Origin of the sequence: Citricoccus alkalitolerans (genome assembly GCF_039528175.1) — a bacterium.
In the GTDB taxonomy this organism is placed as follows: domain Bacteria; phylum Actinomycetota; class Actinomycetes; order Actinomycetales; family Micrococcaceae; genus Citricoccus; species Citricoccus alkalitolerans.
Map to the genome: position 1 here is coordinate 742,782 of NZ_BAAALH010000002.1, position 15,619 is coordinate 758,400.

The window sequence follows — 15,619 nt, forward strand, 5'->3', positions numbered from 1 at the left end:
GCCGCTCGCGCCCTGCTCGGCGTCGGTGCTGCTGTGATGATGCCCTCCACCCTGGCCCTGATCCGGGTCACGTTCACGAACGAGAGGGAGCGCAGCACCGCCATCGGCGTGTGGGGATCAATCGCCGTGGCGGGCGCTGCGGCAGGGCCCCTGATCGGTGGATTGCTGCTGGAGTTCTTCTGGTGGGGCTCGGTGTTCCTCATCAATGTGCCCATCGTGGTCATCGCGGTGATCGCCACTATCCTGGTCGCCCCGGCCAATCGGCCGAATCCAGCCAAGCGCTGGGATGCGGTGTCCTCGCTGTACGCCCTGTTCGCCCTCTCCGGCCTGGTCATGATGATCAAGGAGCTGGCGAACCCGCATCGTCAGGGATGGCTGCTCGCTGCAGCGGTCATCGTCGGTGCGCTGGGAGCGATCTCCTTCGCCCGCCGTCAAGGCCGAATTGAGGACCCCCTCCTGGTCTGGGAGATCTTCAGGTCGCGGATCTTCACCGGTGGAGTCATGGCTGCTGCCGGCGCCATGATCGTGATGATCGGTGTGGAGCTGATGACGAGCCAGCGGTTCCAGCTCGTCGCGGACTTCAGTCCGTTGCAGGCAGGCCTCGTCGTCGCGACGATCACGGTCACCTCCGTGCCGATGTCCGTCCTCTCCGGTGCCTTCCTGCATCGCCTGGGATTCGCCGGGTTGATCTGCGGCGGATTCGTGGCCATGGCGATCGGCGCCGGCTTGGCGTTCTGGGGAGGCCGGCAGGACCAGTTCGCCCTGTTCATGGCTGGCCTCGTGATGATCGGCGCGGGGACCGGGGCCATCATCTCGGCGTCCACCACGGCCATCATCGATTCTGCTCCGGCCCATCGAGCCGGCATGGCGGCCGGTGTCGAGGAGGTCTCGTTCGAGTTCGGCATCCTGCTGTCCGTGACCCTCGTGGGCAGCCTGTTGCCAGTGCTCTACCTGCTGAACGCGCCGGCAACAGTGCCCGGGGATCCGATGACGGGATTGGCACACCCCGACCTCGGGGCGGCTGCGGGGGTCGCCTACGATCAGGCCTACCTGGCCATCCTGCTGGGCATGGCCGTCTTCGCCGCCGTGATGGCCCTGCTGTCCGCATGGAATTTTCGCGGCAATCCGAAGGGAGTCATCAGTGAGAACCAGTAAACGCGAGCAGATCCTCGCCGACGCGGTCGGCCTCATCGAAGAACGGGGGATCGAATCGGTCACCTTCGAGAATCTGGCGGACGCCTCGGGGCTCTCGAAGTCGGGGCTGATCTACCACTTCCCCTCGCGGCATGAACTGTTGCTGGGCATCCATACCCACATGGCCGAGGTCTGGGCGGAAGAACTCGTCGAGGCCGCAGGAGGTGCGGCCGAGGACGTCAGCGAAGCGGCCCGACTGCGCGCGGTCGTCGTCACGATGGGCAGTAACGCCCCCAGGGCAGAGCTGCTGATGGCCCTGGACGCCGGGACCCACCCCGACTTCTCCGCCCCCTGGGCACGGGTGGATCAGGCCTGGCTGCCCTCTCCCGAGCCGGCCACGGACTCTGAACAGGCTCAGGCCGCCTACCTGGTGCGATTGATGGCCGATGGTCTGTGGATGCACGACCACCTCCATGAACGGCACCTGCCGGACAAGGTGAGGGCGGCACTCATCGAATCCGTTCTGGCACGGATTCCCTGAAGGCTACGGCGACCGGTGGCGGACGGCCTGCGCCGACATGACCGCGGCGCCGAGGGCCTGAACCCGGAACCGGAGTTCCCGGTCGGCGGTGGCCACCACCACGGGCCGGGCCGGGTCTTCGGCCAGGAGTCGCAGGACGGTGTCCACGATCTCGTCGTCCCCCTCGCCCGCCGCGTCCATCACCTCTACGCCGTCGGCGGAGTCGACGCCGCGGGCCTGTCCCTCGGCGACCAGGACGATGCGGGGACGTACGCGCAAGCTGTCCGGGCCGGCGTCGGGCCATGCCAGACCCTCACGCGCCAGGACTGCGAGGTGGTTGCGCAGCGCGAGCGTGGCGCCCTTCCGATCAGCCCACCAGCCGTCCGGGCGGGAGCCGACCACGTTGGCGGCATCGACCACGAGGGCGGGTGGCTGGGAGGTGGTCGGCTCGGCACGTTCCATGGAGCCGATTCTCTCGTGGCGGGCGAGTGGGTTCCAGTTGCCGCCGTGGGTAAGCTCGGGGCCAGAGCGCCATCCCGGTCCTCCAGGGGCCGGCCGGCTGTGCACCGGGCGCCCAGCGCCACGAACCGTTGAACAGATGAACAAGGGAGTGTCATGAGTTTTCTGGATCCGTCAGTGTGGGGCGGCAAGGTCTATACCGAGGGCTGGACGCAGGGCTCGGCCGGGACCGTGGACGTCCTGGAGCCGGCCACCGGCGAGGTGCTGGGACAGGCCGGCATGGCCTCGTCCGACGACGTGTTCGCGGCGGCCACCCGGGCCGCGAAGGCTCAGAAACTGTGGGCGGCAAAGCGACCCGAGGAGCGTGCGGCCGTGCTGCGCCGGGCCGGTCAGGTCTTCGAGGACCACGTGGATGAGCTGCACACGTGGATCCAGCGGGAGACCGGGGCCATTGCCGGCAAGGCGGCGATGGAGACCCACGTGGCTGCCAACGAGTGTTTCGACTCCGCCGCACTGCCGCACCACCCGGCCGGGGAGGTGCTCACCTCGAATGAGCCCCACTGGTCCTTTGCTCGCCGGGTACCGGCCGGCGTCGTCGCGGTGATCTCACCGTTCAACTTCCCGCTGATTCTCTCAATCCGTTCGGTGGCCCCGGCCCTGGCGCTGGGCAACGCGGTGATCTTGAAGCCGGATCCCCGGACCCCAGTCTCCGGCGGGGTGATGATCATGCGGGCCTTCGAAGAGGCCGGGCTGCCGGCCGGCGTGCTGCAGCTGCTGCCCGGTGGGGCGGAGACCGGGGCCGCGCTGTCCGAGGCGCCGGAGGTGCGGATCGTGTCCTTCACCGGCTCGACGGCGGCCGGTCGGAAGGTCGGGGAGGCCTGCGGGCGTAACCTCAAGCGGGCCCACCTGGAACTGGGTGGCAACAACGCCCTCGTGGTGTTGCCGGGGGCCGATGTGGCGGCGGCGGCCTCGGCCGGGGCGTTCGGGGCCTTCATGCACCAGGGACAGGTCTGCATGACCAGCGGCCGGCACCTCGTCCACGAGTCGATCAAGGACGAGTACATCGCCGCATTGCGCCAGAAGGCTGAGAATCTGCCCGTGGGTGACCCCACCGGCCAGGTGGCCCTAGGCCCGATCATCGACGAGAAGCAGCGGGACAACGTCGACCGGATCGTCCGTGGCGCGAAGGATGCCGGAGCGACCATCGAGGCCGGGGGCACCTACGAGAACCTGTTCTACGCACCCACGGTGATCTCCGCGATCGACAGGGACAATCCGGCCTGGGCCGAGGAGATCTTCGGGCCGGTGGCCCCGGTGATGTCCTTCACCACGGTGGAGGAGGCTGCGGAGATCATCAACGCCAACGAGTACGGCCTCTCGCTCGGCATCCTCGGTGACGTGGGCGAGGCGATGAAGCTGGCCGACCTCGTGGACGCCGGCAAGGTCCACATCAACGAGCAGACCGTGGCTGACGAGTCCAACGCCCCCATGGGCGGGGTCAAGGCCTCCGGCACCGGCGCCCGGTTCGGCGGCTACACCGCGAACATCGAGGCCTTCACCGAGGTGCAGTGGGTGACGATGCGCCCGGACATCGCCCCCTACCCCTTCTGAACCTCAGCCACCCCTCGTTTTGCGGGCAGAGAATAGTACTATTCTCTGCCCGCAAAACTGGGCAGGCCCGCGGTTGACCTGCGTCGCGGCGGACTGCGGCCTCAGACGAGCAGTGTGGGGCCGCCGTCACCGTGAACGCGGTCGTGCAGGCGTTCCATCCGCCGGTCGAGGTCCAGGGCGGACTGGGTCGCCTCCTTCAGTTCGCCCGCGACGTCGGCCGGCACCTCGCCGTCGTACTTGTACTTGATCTTGTGGTCCAGTGCCGCCCAGAAGTCCATGGCGATGGTCCGGAACTGGATCTCCACCGGGATGCGGACCATCCCGGTGGAGAGGTACACCGGGACGCGGACCGTGGCGTGCAAGGATGTGTATCCGTTGGTCTTCGGATGGGCGATGTAATCCTTCACCTGCACCACCTCCACGTCCGGTCGGTCCGTGAACAACTCGAAGAGCCGGTAGACGTCCCTCCGGAAACTGCAGGTGACCCGGGTCCCGGCGATGTCCGTGATCTCCTGCCGCCACACGTTCAGGTCCAGTGGCAGTCCGCGGCGTCTGGCCTTGGCGACCAGTGAGTCCAGGGACTTCATGCGGGTGGCGAGGTGCTCGATCGGGTTGTAGTCATGCAAGTGCAGGAATTCGTCCTGCAGGATCCGCAGCTTCGTCTCCACCTCGCGCATGGCGAAGTCGTATTCGAGGGTCAGCTGCTGGAACTCGCCGCCGATGGCCGAGAGGCGCTCCGCGAGGTCCGGGGGCAAGGTGGCCAGGTCCAACCCAGTCTCCGGTCCGCCCGGCCCGCGCCGTTCGAGATCGGAGGTGTGCGGCGGTCGTCGGGGGGAATCGTCCATGGGGTCATTGTCGCTCCGTGGCCTGTCAGGACGCCGGGGCGAGGCTGGGCACTGGCTGAGTCGAGCCTGGCGGAGGGGTTTTCGACCCACAGGCTCTGGTCACGCGTTGCACGGAATCCTCGTCTCCTTGTCCGCCGTGACGTTACTGGTCCACCGGGTCAGCGGTCCCGGCCCAAGTAGGTGGGCAACTGATCGAGCCAGTCGAGTGCGGCGCGTTCATAGCCGATGCCCAGGGCGAGGGTGGCCAGCCGGGCATCCCTGCGAGCCGTTCCTTGAAGCGTGGCCCAGTGCCCCTCGTAGGTCTCCAGCCGCTCCCGGTGGCGCCGCCGTTGCTCTTCCAGGAGAGCGTCGAAGCGTTCGGACGGGACATCATCCGCGAAGGACACCGTGAGCAGGAACGGGATACGAACGCTCTCGTCTCCCGGCACCTGCCGGACCCAGTCGAGATAGGCGGCCTGGCCGGCGTCGGTGATCTCATAGGGACGTTTGCGCCGTTCCTGCTGGGGCAGGGCGATCACCAGCCCGGCCTTCTCTAGCTGGCCGAGTTCCCGGTAGGCCTGACTGCGCTGGATGGTCCAGAAATTGCCCACGCGGTCCTTCGCCTGCGCGACCAGTTCCCAGCCTGTCATGGGGCGCTCGGTCAGCAGGCCTAGCAAGGTGCCCGCCGTGGCGCTCACCCTTGGCTGGTCGGCCATCTCATCTCCGTTCCGGGGTTTCCGCGGTGCCGAAAGGTCATTGTTCCACGGGAGCCAGTGAGGCCGAGCGTGCCGCCCTCGCTTTGAGGCGGTGGATCGCCCAGTGTCCGAGGATGGGGACGCCGATGGCGACCGCCAGGATGCCGACCACACCTGCCCCGGCCCGAAGAACCACGACGGCGAGGAACCCCGTGGCGAGTGCGATGAGGTTGAAGCCGACATGGTCGATCAATCGGCCCCGATCAGACCTCCGCCAGGCATGCCCGGCCTGGAGCGCTCGCCAGACCATGTAGAGAGACAGAGCGAACAGACCGATGAAGACCGGACGGGCCGCGGCGCCGACGTCCGACCAACCGACGGCGAGACTGAAGGGCAGAGTCGCACTCATCACGGTGACGCCGGTGGCGTGGATGAGCGGCGAGGGACGTCCCCAGGAGCGCGGTCCGGGGGGAGCAAGAAGCATGGCGAGGCCGGCCACGAAGGCGGCGACGGCGAAAACTGCGTGGACGGAGATGAAGACGAGGTGCCACATGGCGTCCTCCGATCAGGGGATCTGATGCGCCAAGAATCCCACCGTTCACTGTGACAGGTCAATATGTCATGTTCCCTGCACTCGTTGACGGAGTGCGCACGTTCGGAGGGGACGTGGCTCCCTGTGCAGGCCTACTGTGGAGCCACGCAGCGAGAACCTGCGCCCACCGGTCTGTCCCACTGAAGGGGATTGCGATGACCACCACCGACCTCTCCCACTATGATCCGGCCCCGGCCACCCCCCGCGTGGTGGACCTGCCGACCTGGCAGGCCGAGCTCGACGCGCTGCGCCAGCGCGAGAAGGCCGCCACTCGCGAACTGGACGCCATCGCCGCGCAACGACGCCAACTGCCGATGGTGAAGATTCCCGACTACACGCTGGAGGGGGCCTTCGGACCGATCCGGTTCGTGGACCTCTTCGGGGGCAAGCATCAGCTGATCGTCTACAGCCACATGTGGCACGATGGCGCCGAGTACCAGTGCGGCGGCTGCACCTTCTTCTCCTCACAGTTCCCCCGCCTCGAGTTCCTGGAGAACTACGACGCGCGCTTCGTGGTCGTCACCCAGGGGACCATCGACGAGGCCCTGGCCTACCGCAGTCGCGTCGGGAACCGGATGAGCTGGTACTCCACGGCCGGCAGTACCTTCGGGGCCGATGTTGGCGCCCCACCGCATGCCGGATACGCCTTCAACGTGTTTCTGCGTGACGGCGAGGACGTCTACCGGACCTGGCACACCGACGGCCGCGGACTCGAGACGGTGTCCCATGTCTTCGGGCTGATGGACGTCCTGCCCTACGGCCGCCAAGAGTCCTGGCAGCAGTCCCCTGAAGGCTGGCCGGGCGGGGAGGCATGCCACGGCTGGCCCGAGCCCCAGGACGTGGTTAGCTGGTACGGGGTGGAGTGACGAATCTACTGCGACCGCTCCGGCACGAGCAGGCAGAACTCGTTGCCGGACGGGTCGGCCCACGTCGACCACGGCCACTGCGGGTTGTCGATGAGCATCCGCGCTCCCGCCGCCTGAATCCGGTCGGTGGCGGCGCTCTCGTCGGGCCCGGGGCGGACATCCACGTGGAGCCGGTTCTTCCCGCGCTTCGGACCGGATTCACAGAGGAACTCCAGGACGGGACCGGTGCCGGAGGGATGGCGCAGGGTGGCCGGTGCCTCCCCCTCCACTCGGACCCATTCAGTGGCCACCGCCCAGAAGCCGGCGTCCCGCTCGGGATCGGCACTCTCCAGGGCCAGGGCGGCGATGGGGCCGCCGCCGCGGTACGCCGGCCGCTCATCCATGACGCAGAAGACGTTGCCCTCCGGATCCGCCAGGACCACCCAGGGGACGTCGCCCTGGCCGATGTCCGCCGGCGTGGCGCCCAGGCCAAGCAGTCGCTCGACGACATCCTGTTGTTGCCCTCGGTCCCCGCCGGTCAGATCCGCGTGCAGCCGGGATTTCGCCGGCGAGGGGTCCGTGACGCGCTCGAAGCACAGGTCGAGGAAGCGGCCCCCCGGCAGGGGCAACCGGACCTCCACCCCGGCCTCCTCGTCCGTGAGGGGCTCCGCTCCCAGGGCGGCCGCCCAGAATCCCGCCAGCCGGCGCGGATCACGGGCATCGAAGTTCAGGTTCTCCAGGCGCATCCCCCCGGTGTACCAAGGCCGTCACCGGCACGGCAAGGGGCTGACGCCAGGGCAGGAGCCGGCTCACGGTGGAGCGGCGGGCGGCGGGCGGCGAACTCTGGAGCCGCGGGCCGGGCGGGGCTTAACCTCGGCACGGGCGTGCACGTCCGAAGTGCATCATCACGTGCACCATGCCGCCCGGATCAGAGGATTGAGCACGATGAAATACATGCTGATCATGCGGGCCACCGACGCCGCGGTGGAGGCCTCCAAGAGCATTCCGATGGAGGAGATGCTCAACAAGATGGGCGCCTACAACGAGGAACTCATGGGAGCCGGAGTGATGGTGGGCGGCGAGGGACTGGCCTACCCGGAGGACCGGGCGAACTTCGTTCTCGACTTCGCCCAGGACCCGCCGACCGTCTCGGACGCCCCCTACGGCGAGACCGAGGCCTTGTTCAACGGGTTCTGGATGCTCGAGGTCCCCACACGGGAAGACGCGGTGATGTGGGCCAGCAAGTGCCCACTGGGACCGGGATCCAAACTGGAGGTCCGGCGCGTGCAGACGGAGGAAGACTTCACCGACTTCGCGGACAACGAGTACCTCCAGAAAGAGGCGGGCTGGCGCGAAGAGGTGAACCGAGCGGCCGGCGGGAACCCGTAGGCCCTAGGGAGACCCATGGCGGAATTCACGGATCGGTACGACGCCGGCCGGCAGCTGGCCGACCACCTAGCCTCCCGCGGGTGGGCGGGCGAGGCGGGGGCCGACGTCGGGCCTCTGGTGGTCCTGGGTCTTCCGCGCGGCGGCGTACCGGTGGCCGAGGTGGTCGCCCGGGAACTGCGAGCGCCCCTGGACGTCATCATGGTGCGCAAGCTTGGCGTGCCCGCCCACCCGGAACTCGCGATGGGAGCCATCGGCGAGCAGGGCATCCGGGTGTTAGACGCCTCGATCGTGCGGCACTTCGCCGTTACGGAGGACCAGATCGCCGAAGTGGAACGGCGCGAACAGGAGACCCTGCAGCGCCGCGGGGCGTTGTTCCGGGCGGGCCGGGCGCCGCTGGACCTCCGCGGCGCCTCGGCCGTGATCGTGGATGACGGCATGGCCACCGGTGCCACGGCCCGGGTGGCCTGCACCGTGGCTCGCCACTTCGGCGCCGCCCACGTGGTGCTGGCCGTGCCGGTGGCCGCCCGGGACACCGTCAACCGGATCCGGGAGGGCGGTGAAGCCGACGAGGTGGTCGTGGTGGCCACACCCCGGTTCTTCCGGTCCGTCGGCGGGCACTATGCGGACTTCGCCGCCGTGGAGGATGAGGACGTGGTGGCGATCCTTCAGCGGTCCTGATCCTCGAAGAACCTCAACAGTTCCGGTTCGAGCTCCCCCGCCGCCTGCATGGGCAGTGAATGGGTGGTGTCCGGCCAGATCTTCACCGTGGAGTCAGGCAGTGACTCGGCCCGCTCCACCGCGCCCGGGCCACCGGCCAGGGAATCGCGGGAGGCCAGGGCCACGTAGACCGGCATACTGAGCCGTTCCAGCTCGTCATCGGTCAGGGGTGCGGGCTGCGGGAGAGCCGCCTGATAGTGGGCGGTGGCTGCCGTGATCATGCGGGTCATCGGCTCGTCGCGATCCTCCTCCGAGTCGATCTCCGTGCCGCCGATCCGCTCCAGGGCGGTCTCCCGCCAGGCCTCCGGCAGGCCCGGCAGTGAGGCGACCACGCTCCACCACAGCATCTCCGGAGATGGGTTGGCCAGCGTGAAGACCGGGTCGAGGAGCGTGAGCGTGACGGTGCGGTCCGGGTACTGGTGCGCATAGGCCGAAGCCACGGCGCCGCCGAACGAATGGCCCACCAGGTGGACGCCCTCCGGGGCGAGTGCGGACACCACGTCGTCGACCGGGCGAGCCTGGTCCGCGAACTCCTCGAAGGGGACCGCCTGCTCGGACAGGCCAGAGTCACCGAGGGCGTCGAAGGCCAGCACCCGGCGTTCACCCACGAGGTTCTCGAGGTTGTCCATCCACATGGGCACGCCGGAAGCCCGGCCGGGAACCAGCAGGATCGGGGTCTCAGTGCGGTTCTGGTCCGTGGTCCACTCGTAGACGCGGACCGTGCCGTGGCTGGTGCGGACGTCATGGGCATCTGTGGGCTCGGGCAACCGATCCATGGAGTCCCGGTAGGCCGACAGGTAGTCGCTGCGGCCCTCGGTGCTGCGGAAGTGGCCGACGCCGGAAGGGCCGGCGAAGAAGTTCCAGGTGGCGACCAGCCCGGTCCCCACCAAGACCACGAGCAGGCCGATGCCGAGCCACCGGAGGATCCGGCGCCCGCGACTGGGGCGCCGGGGCCGATGGTTTACCAATATGTTCATACTGCAATGGTGATGCAAGTTGTCCGTACTGTAAAGTGGCGGCATGCCGAAGATCGTCGACCATGAGCAGCGCCGCGGGGAGATCGCCTTGGCCCTGTGGCAGGTCATCCACGAACACGGGATCGACGGGGTGTCCTTCCGTGCGGTGGCGAAGGCGGCCGGTGTGTCCATCGGCCGGGTGCAGCACTACTTCACGAGCAAGGATGAGCTGGTGGTGTTCGGTTGCCGCGCGATGGTGTCCGCGGCCGAGCAGCACCACGGTCCGGATCCCTCCCCCCGGGAGCCCGGGCCGGCCCGCGACGAGCTGGCGGACTTCCTCTGCGCCCCTCTCCCGCTCACCGAGGGACTACGGGTGGGCTCCTCGGTGTGGGCCACCTATCTCGCCAAGTCCGTGTCCCATCCGGGCATCGCCGCAGTGGTGGTCGAGGCCATGCGCGGCCGGGTGGAGGCTACGGTCGCACTGCTTGCCGCAGCCCGAGAAACGCAGGAGGCGCAGGGAGCGCGGGGTGATGAACAACTGACCCACAGGGTGGAGGTGGCACCGAAGGCAGCGAAGGTGCAGTCCACCGCCCTGGCTCTGGTCTCACTGTCTGAGGGACTGAATACCCGGGTGTTGGCCGGTGCACTGGGCGCGGACGAGGCCGGTGCCCTGATCCGGGACGCTGTGGACCGCGCAGTCCACGCGGACTGACTTGGCGAGCGGGGAATCCGGCAGGATCGGAGACGCGCAGGGTAGGCCTCGCCCCTAGTGTGGGAGGACCAACCGAACCGGGAGAACCCATGCGGATCGTCATCACGCAGAACACCACCCTGGACGGCCGGGTCGAGATGCTGGACGACTGGTTCGACCCGTCCAACCAGGACGAGGACCTGGCCGCGGAGTTGATGCGGCAGACCGAGCGTGAGGACGTTCTGCTCCTGGGCCGTCAGACCTTCGAGGACTTCCGCGGCTACTGGCCGCTCCAGACCGGGGACACCACCGGTGTCGCCGAGAGTCTCGACCGGGCGGACAAGCGGGTCATCTCCTCGACCCTGACCGATCCGGGATGGCAGAACACCACCGTGATCTCCGGTGACCCGCAGGAAGCTGTGCTCGAGCTGCGGGCCGCACCGGGCCGGGACGTCATCATCACGGGCAGCATCCAGCTGTGCCACGCCCTCATCCGGGCTGGCCTGGTGGACCTCTACCGGATGTTCACCTATCCCGCCTGGCAGGGCCGGGGCCGTGGGTTCTTCCCGGACGGATACTCCGTGCCGCAACTACGGCGCACCGAGACGAAGGCCTTTGCCAGCGGTGTGATCTATGCGGCCTTCGAGCCGCTCGCCGGGCTTGGCTCCGAGCAGGAGGACTGAGGCTATGGGACAGCTGGGCTACTTCTCCATCGGTTCCCTGGACGGGTTCATCGCCGACCCGTCCGGGGACTTCTCCTGGGCCGAGCCGGACGAGGAGGTCCACCAGTACGCCAACGACCAACTGCTGGGGGTGGATCTCCACCTCTACGGCCGGCTGACCTACGACCTGATGACCGTCTGGGAGACTGATCCCGACTTTGCCGCAGCCAACCGGCTGTACTCCGAGTTCGCCGAGCGGTGGATCGACGCGGACAAGATCGTCTACTCCTCGACGCTGGAGGAGCCCGTCACCCGGAGGACGCGCCTGGCGAAGGCCTTCGACCCGGAGGCGGTCCGGGCCCTGAAGGACTCCACGCCCGGAGACCTGATGATCGCAGGGCCCACGCTGGCCGCCCACGCCCTGCGCGCCGGACTGGTCGACGTGGTCGACCAGGTCCTGCTGCCGATCGTCATCGGCGGCGGGCTGCCCGTGTATCCGGCAGGTCTGCGGATAGACCTGGAGCTACTGGACGAGCGGCGTTTCGACGGTGGGGCCGTGGCAGTGCGGCATCGAGTGGTCGGACCGGCACAGACCTCGTGGACTACAGCAGGTTGACCAGCGCCACGAACGTCAGCGTTCCCAGGCCGATGCTGAGCAGGGTCCGCCGACCCCACAGCAAGTGCACCGCCACCGTGACCGCCACCGCCACGACCGCCTTGGCCGCGGTGGCCCAGTCCACGCTGGCCGTACTGACGAAGGTGGAGGCGGCCAGGATGCCGAGGATCCCCACCGGCATCCACAGGCCCATCGCCATGATGAGCCGGGACTTCCGCAGGGGTTTCAGGACGGCGAACGGCAGGGCCCGCAGGGACAGTGTGATAGCGAAGGCGATGCCCAGGGCTCCGGCCACATACCAGGGATCGAGCTCAACCATGGTCAGCGGCCCCCCTTGCGTGCGAGCAGGAACCGGACGGTCAGGGCGGCCACGAACAACAGCATCCCCACGAACAGGGCTGAGTCCGGGACGAGCAGCAGGGCCCCACCGAAGCAGGCCAGGGCCATCGCCAGGGAGGGGATCTCCTTCCGGGAGCGGCAGGCATCCAAGGTCAGAGTGACGAACAGGGCGCACAGGGCGAACTCCAGCCCCTCGACCGGCCCGGGGAGCACCGAGGCGAACAGAACCCCGACCAAGCCGCCGCTAACCCAGTAGACCTGGAAGGCGATCTGGGTGGCGAGCAGCCGCCAGCTGTTCCAGCCCCGGGGGTTCACGGCGGTGATGGCGTAGGCCTCGTCGATCAGTGCATAGACGGAGTATGCCCGCGCCAGGGGATTCTTCACCACGTGCAGCGGGAACGTGAACGCGTAGAACACGTGGCGGAAGTTCACCAGCAACGTGGTCAGCGCGATGGTGGCCAGGGGAGTGGCCGCCGCGATGAGTCCGATCAGCAGCAGTTCCACCGACCCGGCGAAGACGGCGATGGACAGCGCCGGGGCCATCCACCAGGGCAGCCCGTACTGGATCACCAGCAGTCCGAAGGCGATGCCGATCGGAAACATGCCCAGCCCTGCCGGGAGGGACAATCTGATGCCGAAGGCAATCTCCGCACGCCGGTTCACCGGCCGGCTGGCCACCCCACTGCTCATGCCCTCTATGATCCCTCGTCCGAGCGTGCCCCGATGACACACTGCGCGCGGAAACCTCCAGCCGGGTGATGACCAGGCGAGGAGTGGCTGACGGTCAGCTCGAGGACCGGAGGGAGTACTCCGCCGGGGCCGGCTAGGATCCCTCCGGGTACGGCTCCGCTCGCAGCAGCCGCGCCAGGTGGGCCGCATTGCGCGCTGCCCCGGCTGTGGTGGAGGCGACGTTCTCGGGCACCTGATCGAGGTCCTGGTAGTCGACCGTCTGCATGGCCTCACCGACCCAGTAGGTCCCGGCCTGGGCGGGGATGCTGAATCCGATGTCGCTGAGGGCCTGGGTCATGTCGGCGATCGTCTTGTGGGCGCCGTCCTCGTTGCCGACCACAGCCACGATTGCCGTCTTGTCGTACATGATCGGCCGGCCCTGGTCATCGGTCTCGGACAGGTCCGCGTCGAGCCGTTCGATCACCCGTTGGGCGATGCTGCACGGGTGGCCCATCCAGATGGGGGTGGCGAGTACGAGGATGTCCGCGTCCAGGACCTGTTGATGCAGGGCGGGCCAGGCGTCGCCGGGACCCATGTCCACCTGGACTCCCGGTTTCACGTCGTGGTCCACCACCCGGACGGAGGAGGTGGCCACTCCGTTCTTCTCCAGCTCGTCCAGGACATGCCCGGCCATCAGCTCGCTGCTGGAGGGCTTCGGGGACGGGGTCAGCGTGCAGACCAGGGCCAGGGCCGTCAGGCCCTGGGCGGAGGTGGAGTCGGTGCCGGCAGTTGAAGCAGTCATGGTTCCAGAATGGCCACCACCGCCGGCTCCTGGCCAGAGCCGAGTGACATCCAGCCGGTGCTCCGGTACCCTTCACGTCATGAAGCGTTGAGTCCAGCCCCTCCCGCGCCCGAGGCACTGCCCGGCGGGACCCTGCCGGTGCCTTCCAGGACTCTACTCATGACCCACCCCAACTCCCTGCTCTCCGCAGATCTGCGCTCCTCTGGCCTGTCGTCCGACCGGCCGCAGTCCCTCACCCCGGTCGCCTCCGCCCTCGGCGGTGCGGACCACCTCACGCTCGATGGCGTCTCCAAGTCCTTCCCGGACCGGCGCGTGCTGACGGACGTCTCCTGCACAGTGGCCTCCGGCGAGCGTGCGTGCCTCATCGGCGAGAACGGCACCGGCAAGTCCACCCTGCTGCGCATCGTCGCCGGACTGGACGACGACCACGGCGGCCGCGTCACTGTCCCCGGCAGCGTTGGACTGTTCCATCAGCAGCCGCCCTTCGCCCTGGACCTCACCGTCCAGGAGGTGCTGGACGAGGCCACGGCCCCGGCCCGCGCGGTCGCGGAGGAGGTGGTCCGGCTCGCGGATGCGCTCGCAGCCCCGACCGACACCGTCAGCCCGTCTGAGGTCGCCACGGCCTACGACCGCGCCCTCGCCGAGGCCGTCCGCACCCAGGCGTGGGATGTGGACCAGCAGGTGGATCGCCTCGTGGACGGACTCGACCTGGGACGAATCCCACGGACCCGCCCGGCCTCCAGCCTCTCCGGCGGTCAGCTGTCCCGGCTCGCCCTGGCCTGGCTGCTGTTGCGCCGCCCGGACACCCTGCTGCTGGACGAGCCCACCAACCACCTCGACACCCGCGGGACCGCGCTGCTCGTGGACCTGTTGCAGGACTGGGCCGGACCCGTGCTGATCGCCAGCCACGACCGGGCATTCCTCGACGACGCCGCCACCACTCTGCTCGACCTCGACCCCGCCCCGCAGCTCCACCGGGACGCCCCCGGTGCCTCGGACGCCGGCGGCGCGGGCTCCGGTTTCGGGCTCACCCGCTACGGCGGGCGCTACACGGACTACCTGCTGTACCGGATCGGCGAGCGGGAATGGTGGGAGCGCCGGTACCGGGACGAGCAAGCAGAGCTGAAGCGGCTGCGGCGGCAGGTCAGGGACAACCACACCGTGGGCAATGCAGACCGTCCGCCTCCCACGGAGGGCAAGATGGCCCAGAAGTTCTACGCGGACCGCAACGCCAAAGTCGTCTCCCGGCGCGTCAACGAGGCGGCCACGGCGCTGGCCCGGCTGGAGGAATCGCAGGTCCGCAGGCCACCCGCCGTCGTGAGCTTCGGTGGGCTGGCTGCGGCAGCGGCCTCCCATCCTGCCGGCAACGGTGCCCTCAGCGGTGCCGCGGGTGGTGCCTCCGGCGGTGACCACCGCTCAGAAACACGCGGGCAGGGAATCATCCGGCCGGCGTCGGACGCGGGGTCGGTGCTGGTGGCCACCGAGGTGGCCCTGACCGGCCGGTTGGCCCCGGTATCGGTGCACCTCGGCACGCGCTCGCGCCTGCTCATCACGGGGCCCAACGGGGCCGGGAAGTCCACGCTGTTGCGCATCCTGGCCGAGGACCTGATGCCCGACGCCGGCTCGGTCACGACCACCGGCCGGCTCACGGTCGGCCTGTTGGGCCAGGACGCGGAACAACTCACCACGGCTGAGCAGGGGGCCGAAGTCGAGGATGTGACCGTCGCGGAGTCGTACCGACGGGCAGTGGGCGACGCCACCGCGCAGAGGGTGCCCTTGGGGACCTTCGGTCTGATCGCCGGGCGGGACGAGCAGCGCCGTGTCCGGGATCTGTCCGTTGGGCAACGGCGTCGACTGGACCTGGCTGTGCTGCTGGCCGACCCGCCGGACGTGCTGCTGCTGGACGAGCCGACCAATCACTTCTCCCTGCTGCTCTCCACGCAGTTGGAGGCGTCCATCCCGGAGTATCCGGGCGCCGTCGTGGTGGCCAGTCATGACCGATGGCTCCGCGCTGGTTGGCAGGGCGAGAGGATGGACCTCGAGCCTCCGGACCGGGACTGAGCAGCCCGAATCCGCCACTCGATCCCAACCGCAAGCC

General features: G+C 68.7%; 19 protein-coding genes. 10 read left to right on the plus strand and 9 right to left on the minus strand.

Annotation, left to right across the window (positions count from 1 at the left end; translation table 11 throughout):
* Nucleotides 1-1,155, plus strand: a 1,155-nt coding sequence (locus ABD134_RS09320; protein WP_344228861.1) for an MFS transporter, incomplete at its 5' end; no start/stop codon positions are given.
* Nucleotides 1,142-1,675 (plus strand): TetR/AcrR family transcriptional regulator, encoded by a 534-nt coding sequence (locus ABD134_RS09325; RefSeq protein ID WP_344228863.1) that lies wholly within the window; start codon nt 1,142-1,144, stop codon nt 1,673-1,675. The genes ABD134_RS09320 and ABD134_RS09325, both read left to right, overlap by 14 nt.
* Before the next feature lie 3 nt (nt 1,676-1,678).
* Here the strand turns inward: ABD134_RS09325 and ABD134_RS09330 are convergent, their stop codons facing one another.
* The gene (locus ABD134_RS09330; RefSeq protein WP_344228865.1) at nt 1,679-2,116 is read right to left on the minus strand and encodes a PIN domain-containing protein; all 438 of its coding nucleotides are present in this window, start codon (nt 2,114-2,116) and stop codon (nt 1,679-1,681) included.
* A 153-nt stretch (nt 2,117-2,269) separates the two neighbouring features.
* Here ABD134_RS09330 and ABD134_RS09335 point away from each other — a divergent pair, with 153 nt between their 5' ends.
* Nucleotides 2,270-3,724: a benzaldehyde dehydrogenase gene (locus tag ABD134_RS09335; protein WP_344228867.1), complete on the plus strand. Its 1,455-nt coding sequence runs from the start codon at nt 2,270-2,272 to the stop codon at nt 3,722-3,724.
* Between the two features lie 101 nt (nt 3,725-3,825).
* On the opposite strand, the gene ABD134_RS09340 is transcribed toward ABD134_RS09335, so the two are convergent.
* The 3 genes from ABD134_RS09340 to ABD134_RS09350 all read right to left on the minus strand — a co-directional run bounded on the left by ABD134_RS09340 (nt 3,826) and on the right by ABD134_RS09350 (nt 5,796).
* Nucleotides 3,826-4,569, minus strand: coding sequence for a GTP pyrophosphokinase (locus tag ABD134_RS09340; RefSeq protein WP_344228869.1), 744 nt, complete (start codon nt 4,567-4,569; stop codon nt 3,826-3,828).
* A 158-nt stretch (nt 4,570-4,727) separates the two neighbouring features.
* Nucleotides 4,728-5,264, minus strand: a complete 537-nt coding sequence (locus ABD134_RS09345; protein ID WP_344228871.1) for a PadR family transcriptional regulator — start codon at nt 5,262-5,264, stop codon at nt 4,728-4,730.
* Between the two features lie 37 nt (nt 5,265-5,301).
* Nucleotides 5,302-5,796 carry a hypothetical protein gene (locus tag ABD134_RS09350; protein ID WP_344228872.1) on the minus strand — a complete coding sequence of 165 codons (495 nt, stop codon included), beginning with the start codon at nt 5,794-5,796 and terminating at the stop codon, nt 5,302-5,304.
* 194 nt (nt 5,797-5,990) lie between these two features.
* Here ABD134_RS09350 and ABD134_RS09355 point away from each other — a divergent pair, with 194 nt between their 5' ends.
* The gene (locus ABD134_RS09355) at nt 5,991-6,701 is read left to right on the plus strand and encodes a DUF899 family protein (RefSeq protein ID WP_344228874.1); all 711 of its coding nucleotides are present in this window, start codon (nt 5,991-5,993) and stop codon (nt 6,699-6,701) included.
* A 5-nt stretch (nt 6,702-6,706) separates the two neighbouring features.
* On the opposite strand, the gene ABD134_RS09360 is transcribed toward ABD134_RS09355, so the two are convergent.
* A complete protein-coding gene (locus tag ABD134_RS09360) occupies nt 6,707-7,426 on the minus strand; it encodes a VOC family protein (protein WP_344228876.1) in 720 nt (239 codons plus the stop codon).
* A gap of 199 nt (nt 7,427-7,625) precedes the next feature.
* Here ABD134_RS09360 and ABD134_RS09365 point away from each other — a divergent pair, with 199 nt between their 5' ends.
* Nucleotides 7,626-8,069, plus strand: coding sequence for a YciI family protein (locus tag ABD134_RS09365; protein WP_344228878.1), 444 nt, complete (start codon nt 7,626-7,628; stop codon nt 8,067-8,069).
* Nucleotides 8,070-8,084: 15 nt separating this feature from the next.
* Nucleotides 8,085-8,747, plus strand: coding sequence for a phosphoribosyltransferase (locus tag ABD134_RS09370; RefSeq protein WP_344228880.1), 663 nt, complete (start codon nt 8,085-8,087; stop codon nt 8,745-8,747).
* On the opposite strand, the gene ABD134_RS09375 is transcribed toward ABD134_RS09370, so the two are convergent.
* Nucleotides 8,735-9,763 (minus strand): alpha/beta fold hydrolase, encoded by a 1,029-nt coding sequence (locus tag ABD134_RS09375; RefSeq protein ID WP_344228884.1) that lies wholly within the window; start codon nt 9,761-9,763, stop codon nt 8,735-8,737. The genes ABD134_RS09370 and ABD134_RS09375 overlap by 13 nt on opposite strands.
* 43 nt (nt 9,764-9,806) lie before the next feature.
* Here ABD134_RS09375 and ABD134_RS09380 point away from each other — a divergent pair, with 43 nt between their 5' ends.
* The 3 genes from ABD134_RS09380 to ABD134_RS09390 all read left to right on the plus strand — a co-directional run bounded on the left by ABD134_RS09380 (nt 9,807) and on the right by ABD134_RS09390 (nt 11,711).
* Nucleotides 9,807-10,454, plus strand: coding sequence for a TetR/AcrR family transcriptional regulator (locus ABD134_RS09380; protein WP_344228886.1), 648 nt, complete (start codon nt 9,807-9,809; stop codon nt 10,452-10,454).
* An 89-nt stretch (nt 10,455-10,543) separates the two neighbouring features.
* Nucleotides 10,544-11,116: a dihydrofolate reductase family protein gene (locus ABD134_RS09385; RefSeq protein ID WP_344228888.1), complete on the plus strand. Its 573-nt coding sequence runs from the start codon at nt 10,544-10,546 to the stop codon at nt 11,114-11,116.
* A 4-nt stretch (nt 11,117-11,120) separates the two neighbouring features.
* A complete protein-coding gene (locus ABD134_RS09390; RefSeq protein ID WP_344228890.1) occupies nt 11,121-11,711 on the plus strand; it encodes a dihydrofolate reductase family protein in 591 nt (196 codons plus the stop codon).
* On the opposite strand, the gene ABD134_RS09395 is transcribed toward ABD134_RS09390, so the two are convergent.
* From ABD134_RS09395 to ABD134_RS09405, 3 genes are all read right to left on the minus strand, one after another.
* Entirely contained in the window at nt 11,698-12,030 is a 333-nt protein-coding gene (locus ABD134_RS09395; RefSeq protein ID WP_344228891.1) for an AzlD domain-containing protein, read from the minus strand. The genes ABD134_RS09390 and ABD134_RS09395 overlap by 14 nt on opposite strands.
* Nucleotides 12,031-12,032: 2 nt before the next feature.
* On the minus strand, nt 12,033-12,740 hold the full coding sequence (locus ABD134_RS09400; protein ID WP_344228893.1) for an AzlC family ABC transporter permease: 708 nt from the start codon (nt 12,738-12,740) through the stop codon (nt 12,033-12,035).
* A gap of 133 nt (nt 12,741-12,873) precedes the next feature.
* On the minus strand, nt 12,874-13,521 hold the full coding sequence (locus ABD134_RS09405) for a flavodoxin family protein (protein WP_344228895.1): 648 nt from the start codon (nt 13,519-13,521) through the stop codon (nt 12,874-12,876).
* Between the two features lie 159 nt (nt 13,522-13,680).
* Between ABD134_RS09405 and ABD134_RS09410 the strand changes: the two genes are divergently transcribed.
* Nucleotides 13,681-15,582, plus strand: a complete 1,902-nt coding sequence (locus ABD134_RS09410; RefSeq protein ID WP_344228897.1) for an ABC-F family ATP-binding cassette domain-containing protein — start codon at nt 13,681-13,683, stop codon at nt 15,580-15,582.
* Nucleotides 15,583-15,619 lie beyond the last annotated feature (37 nt).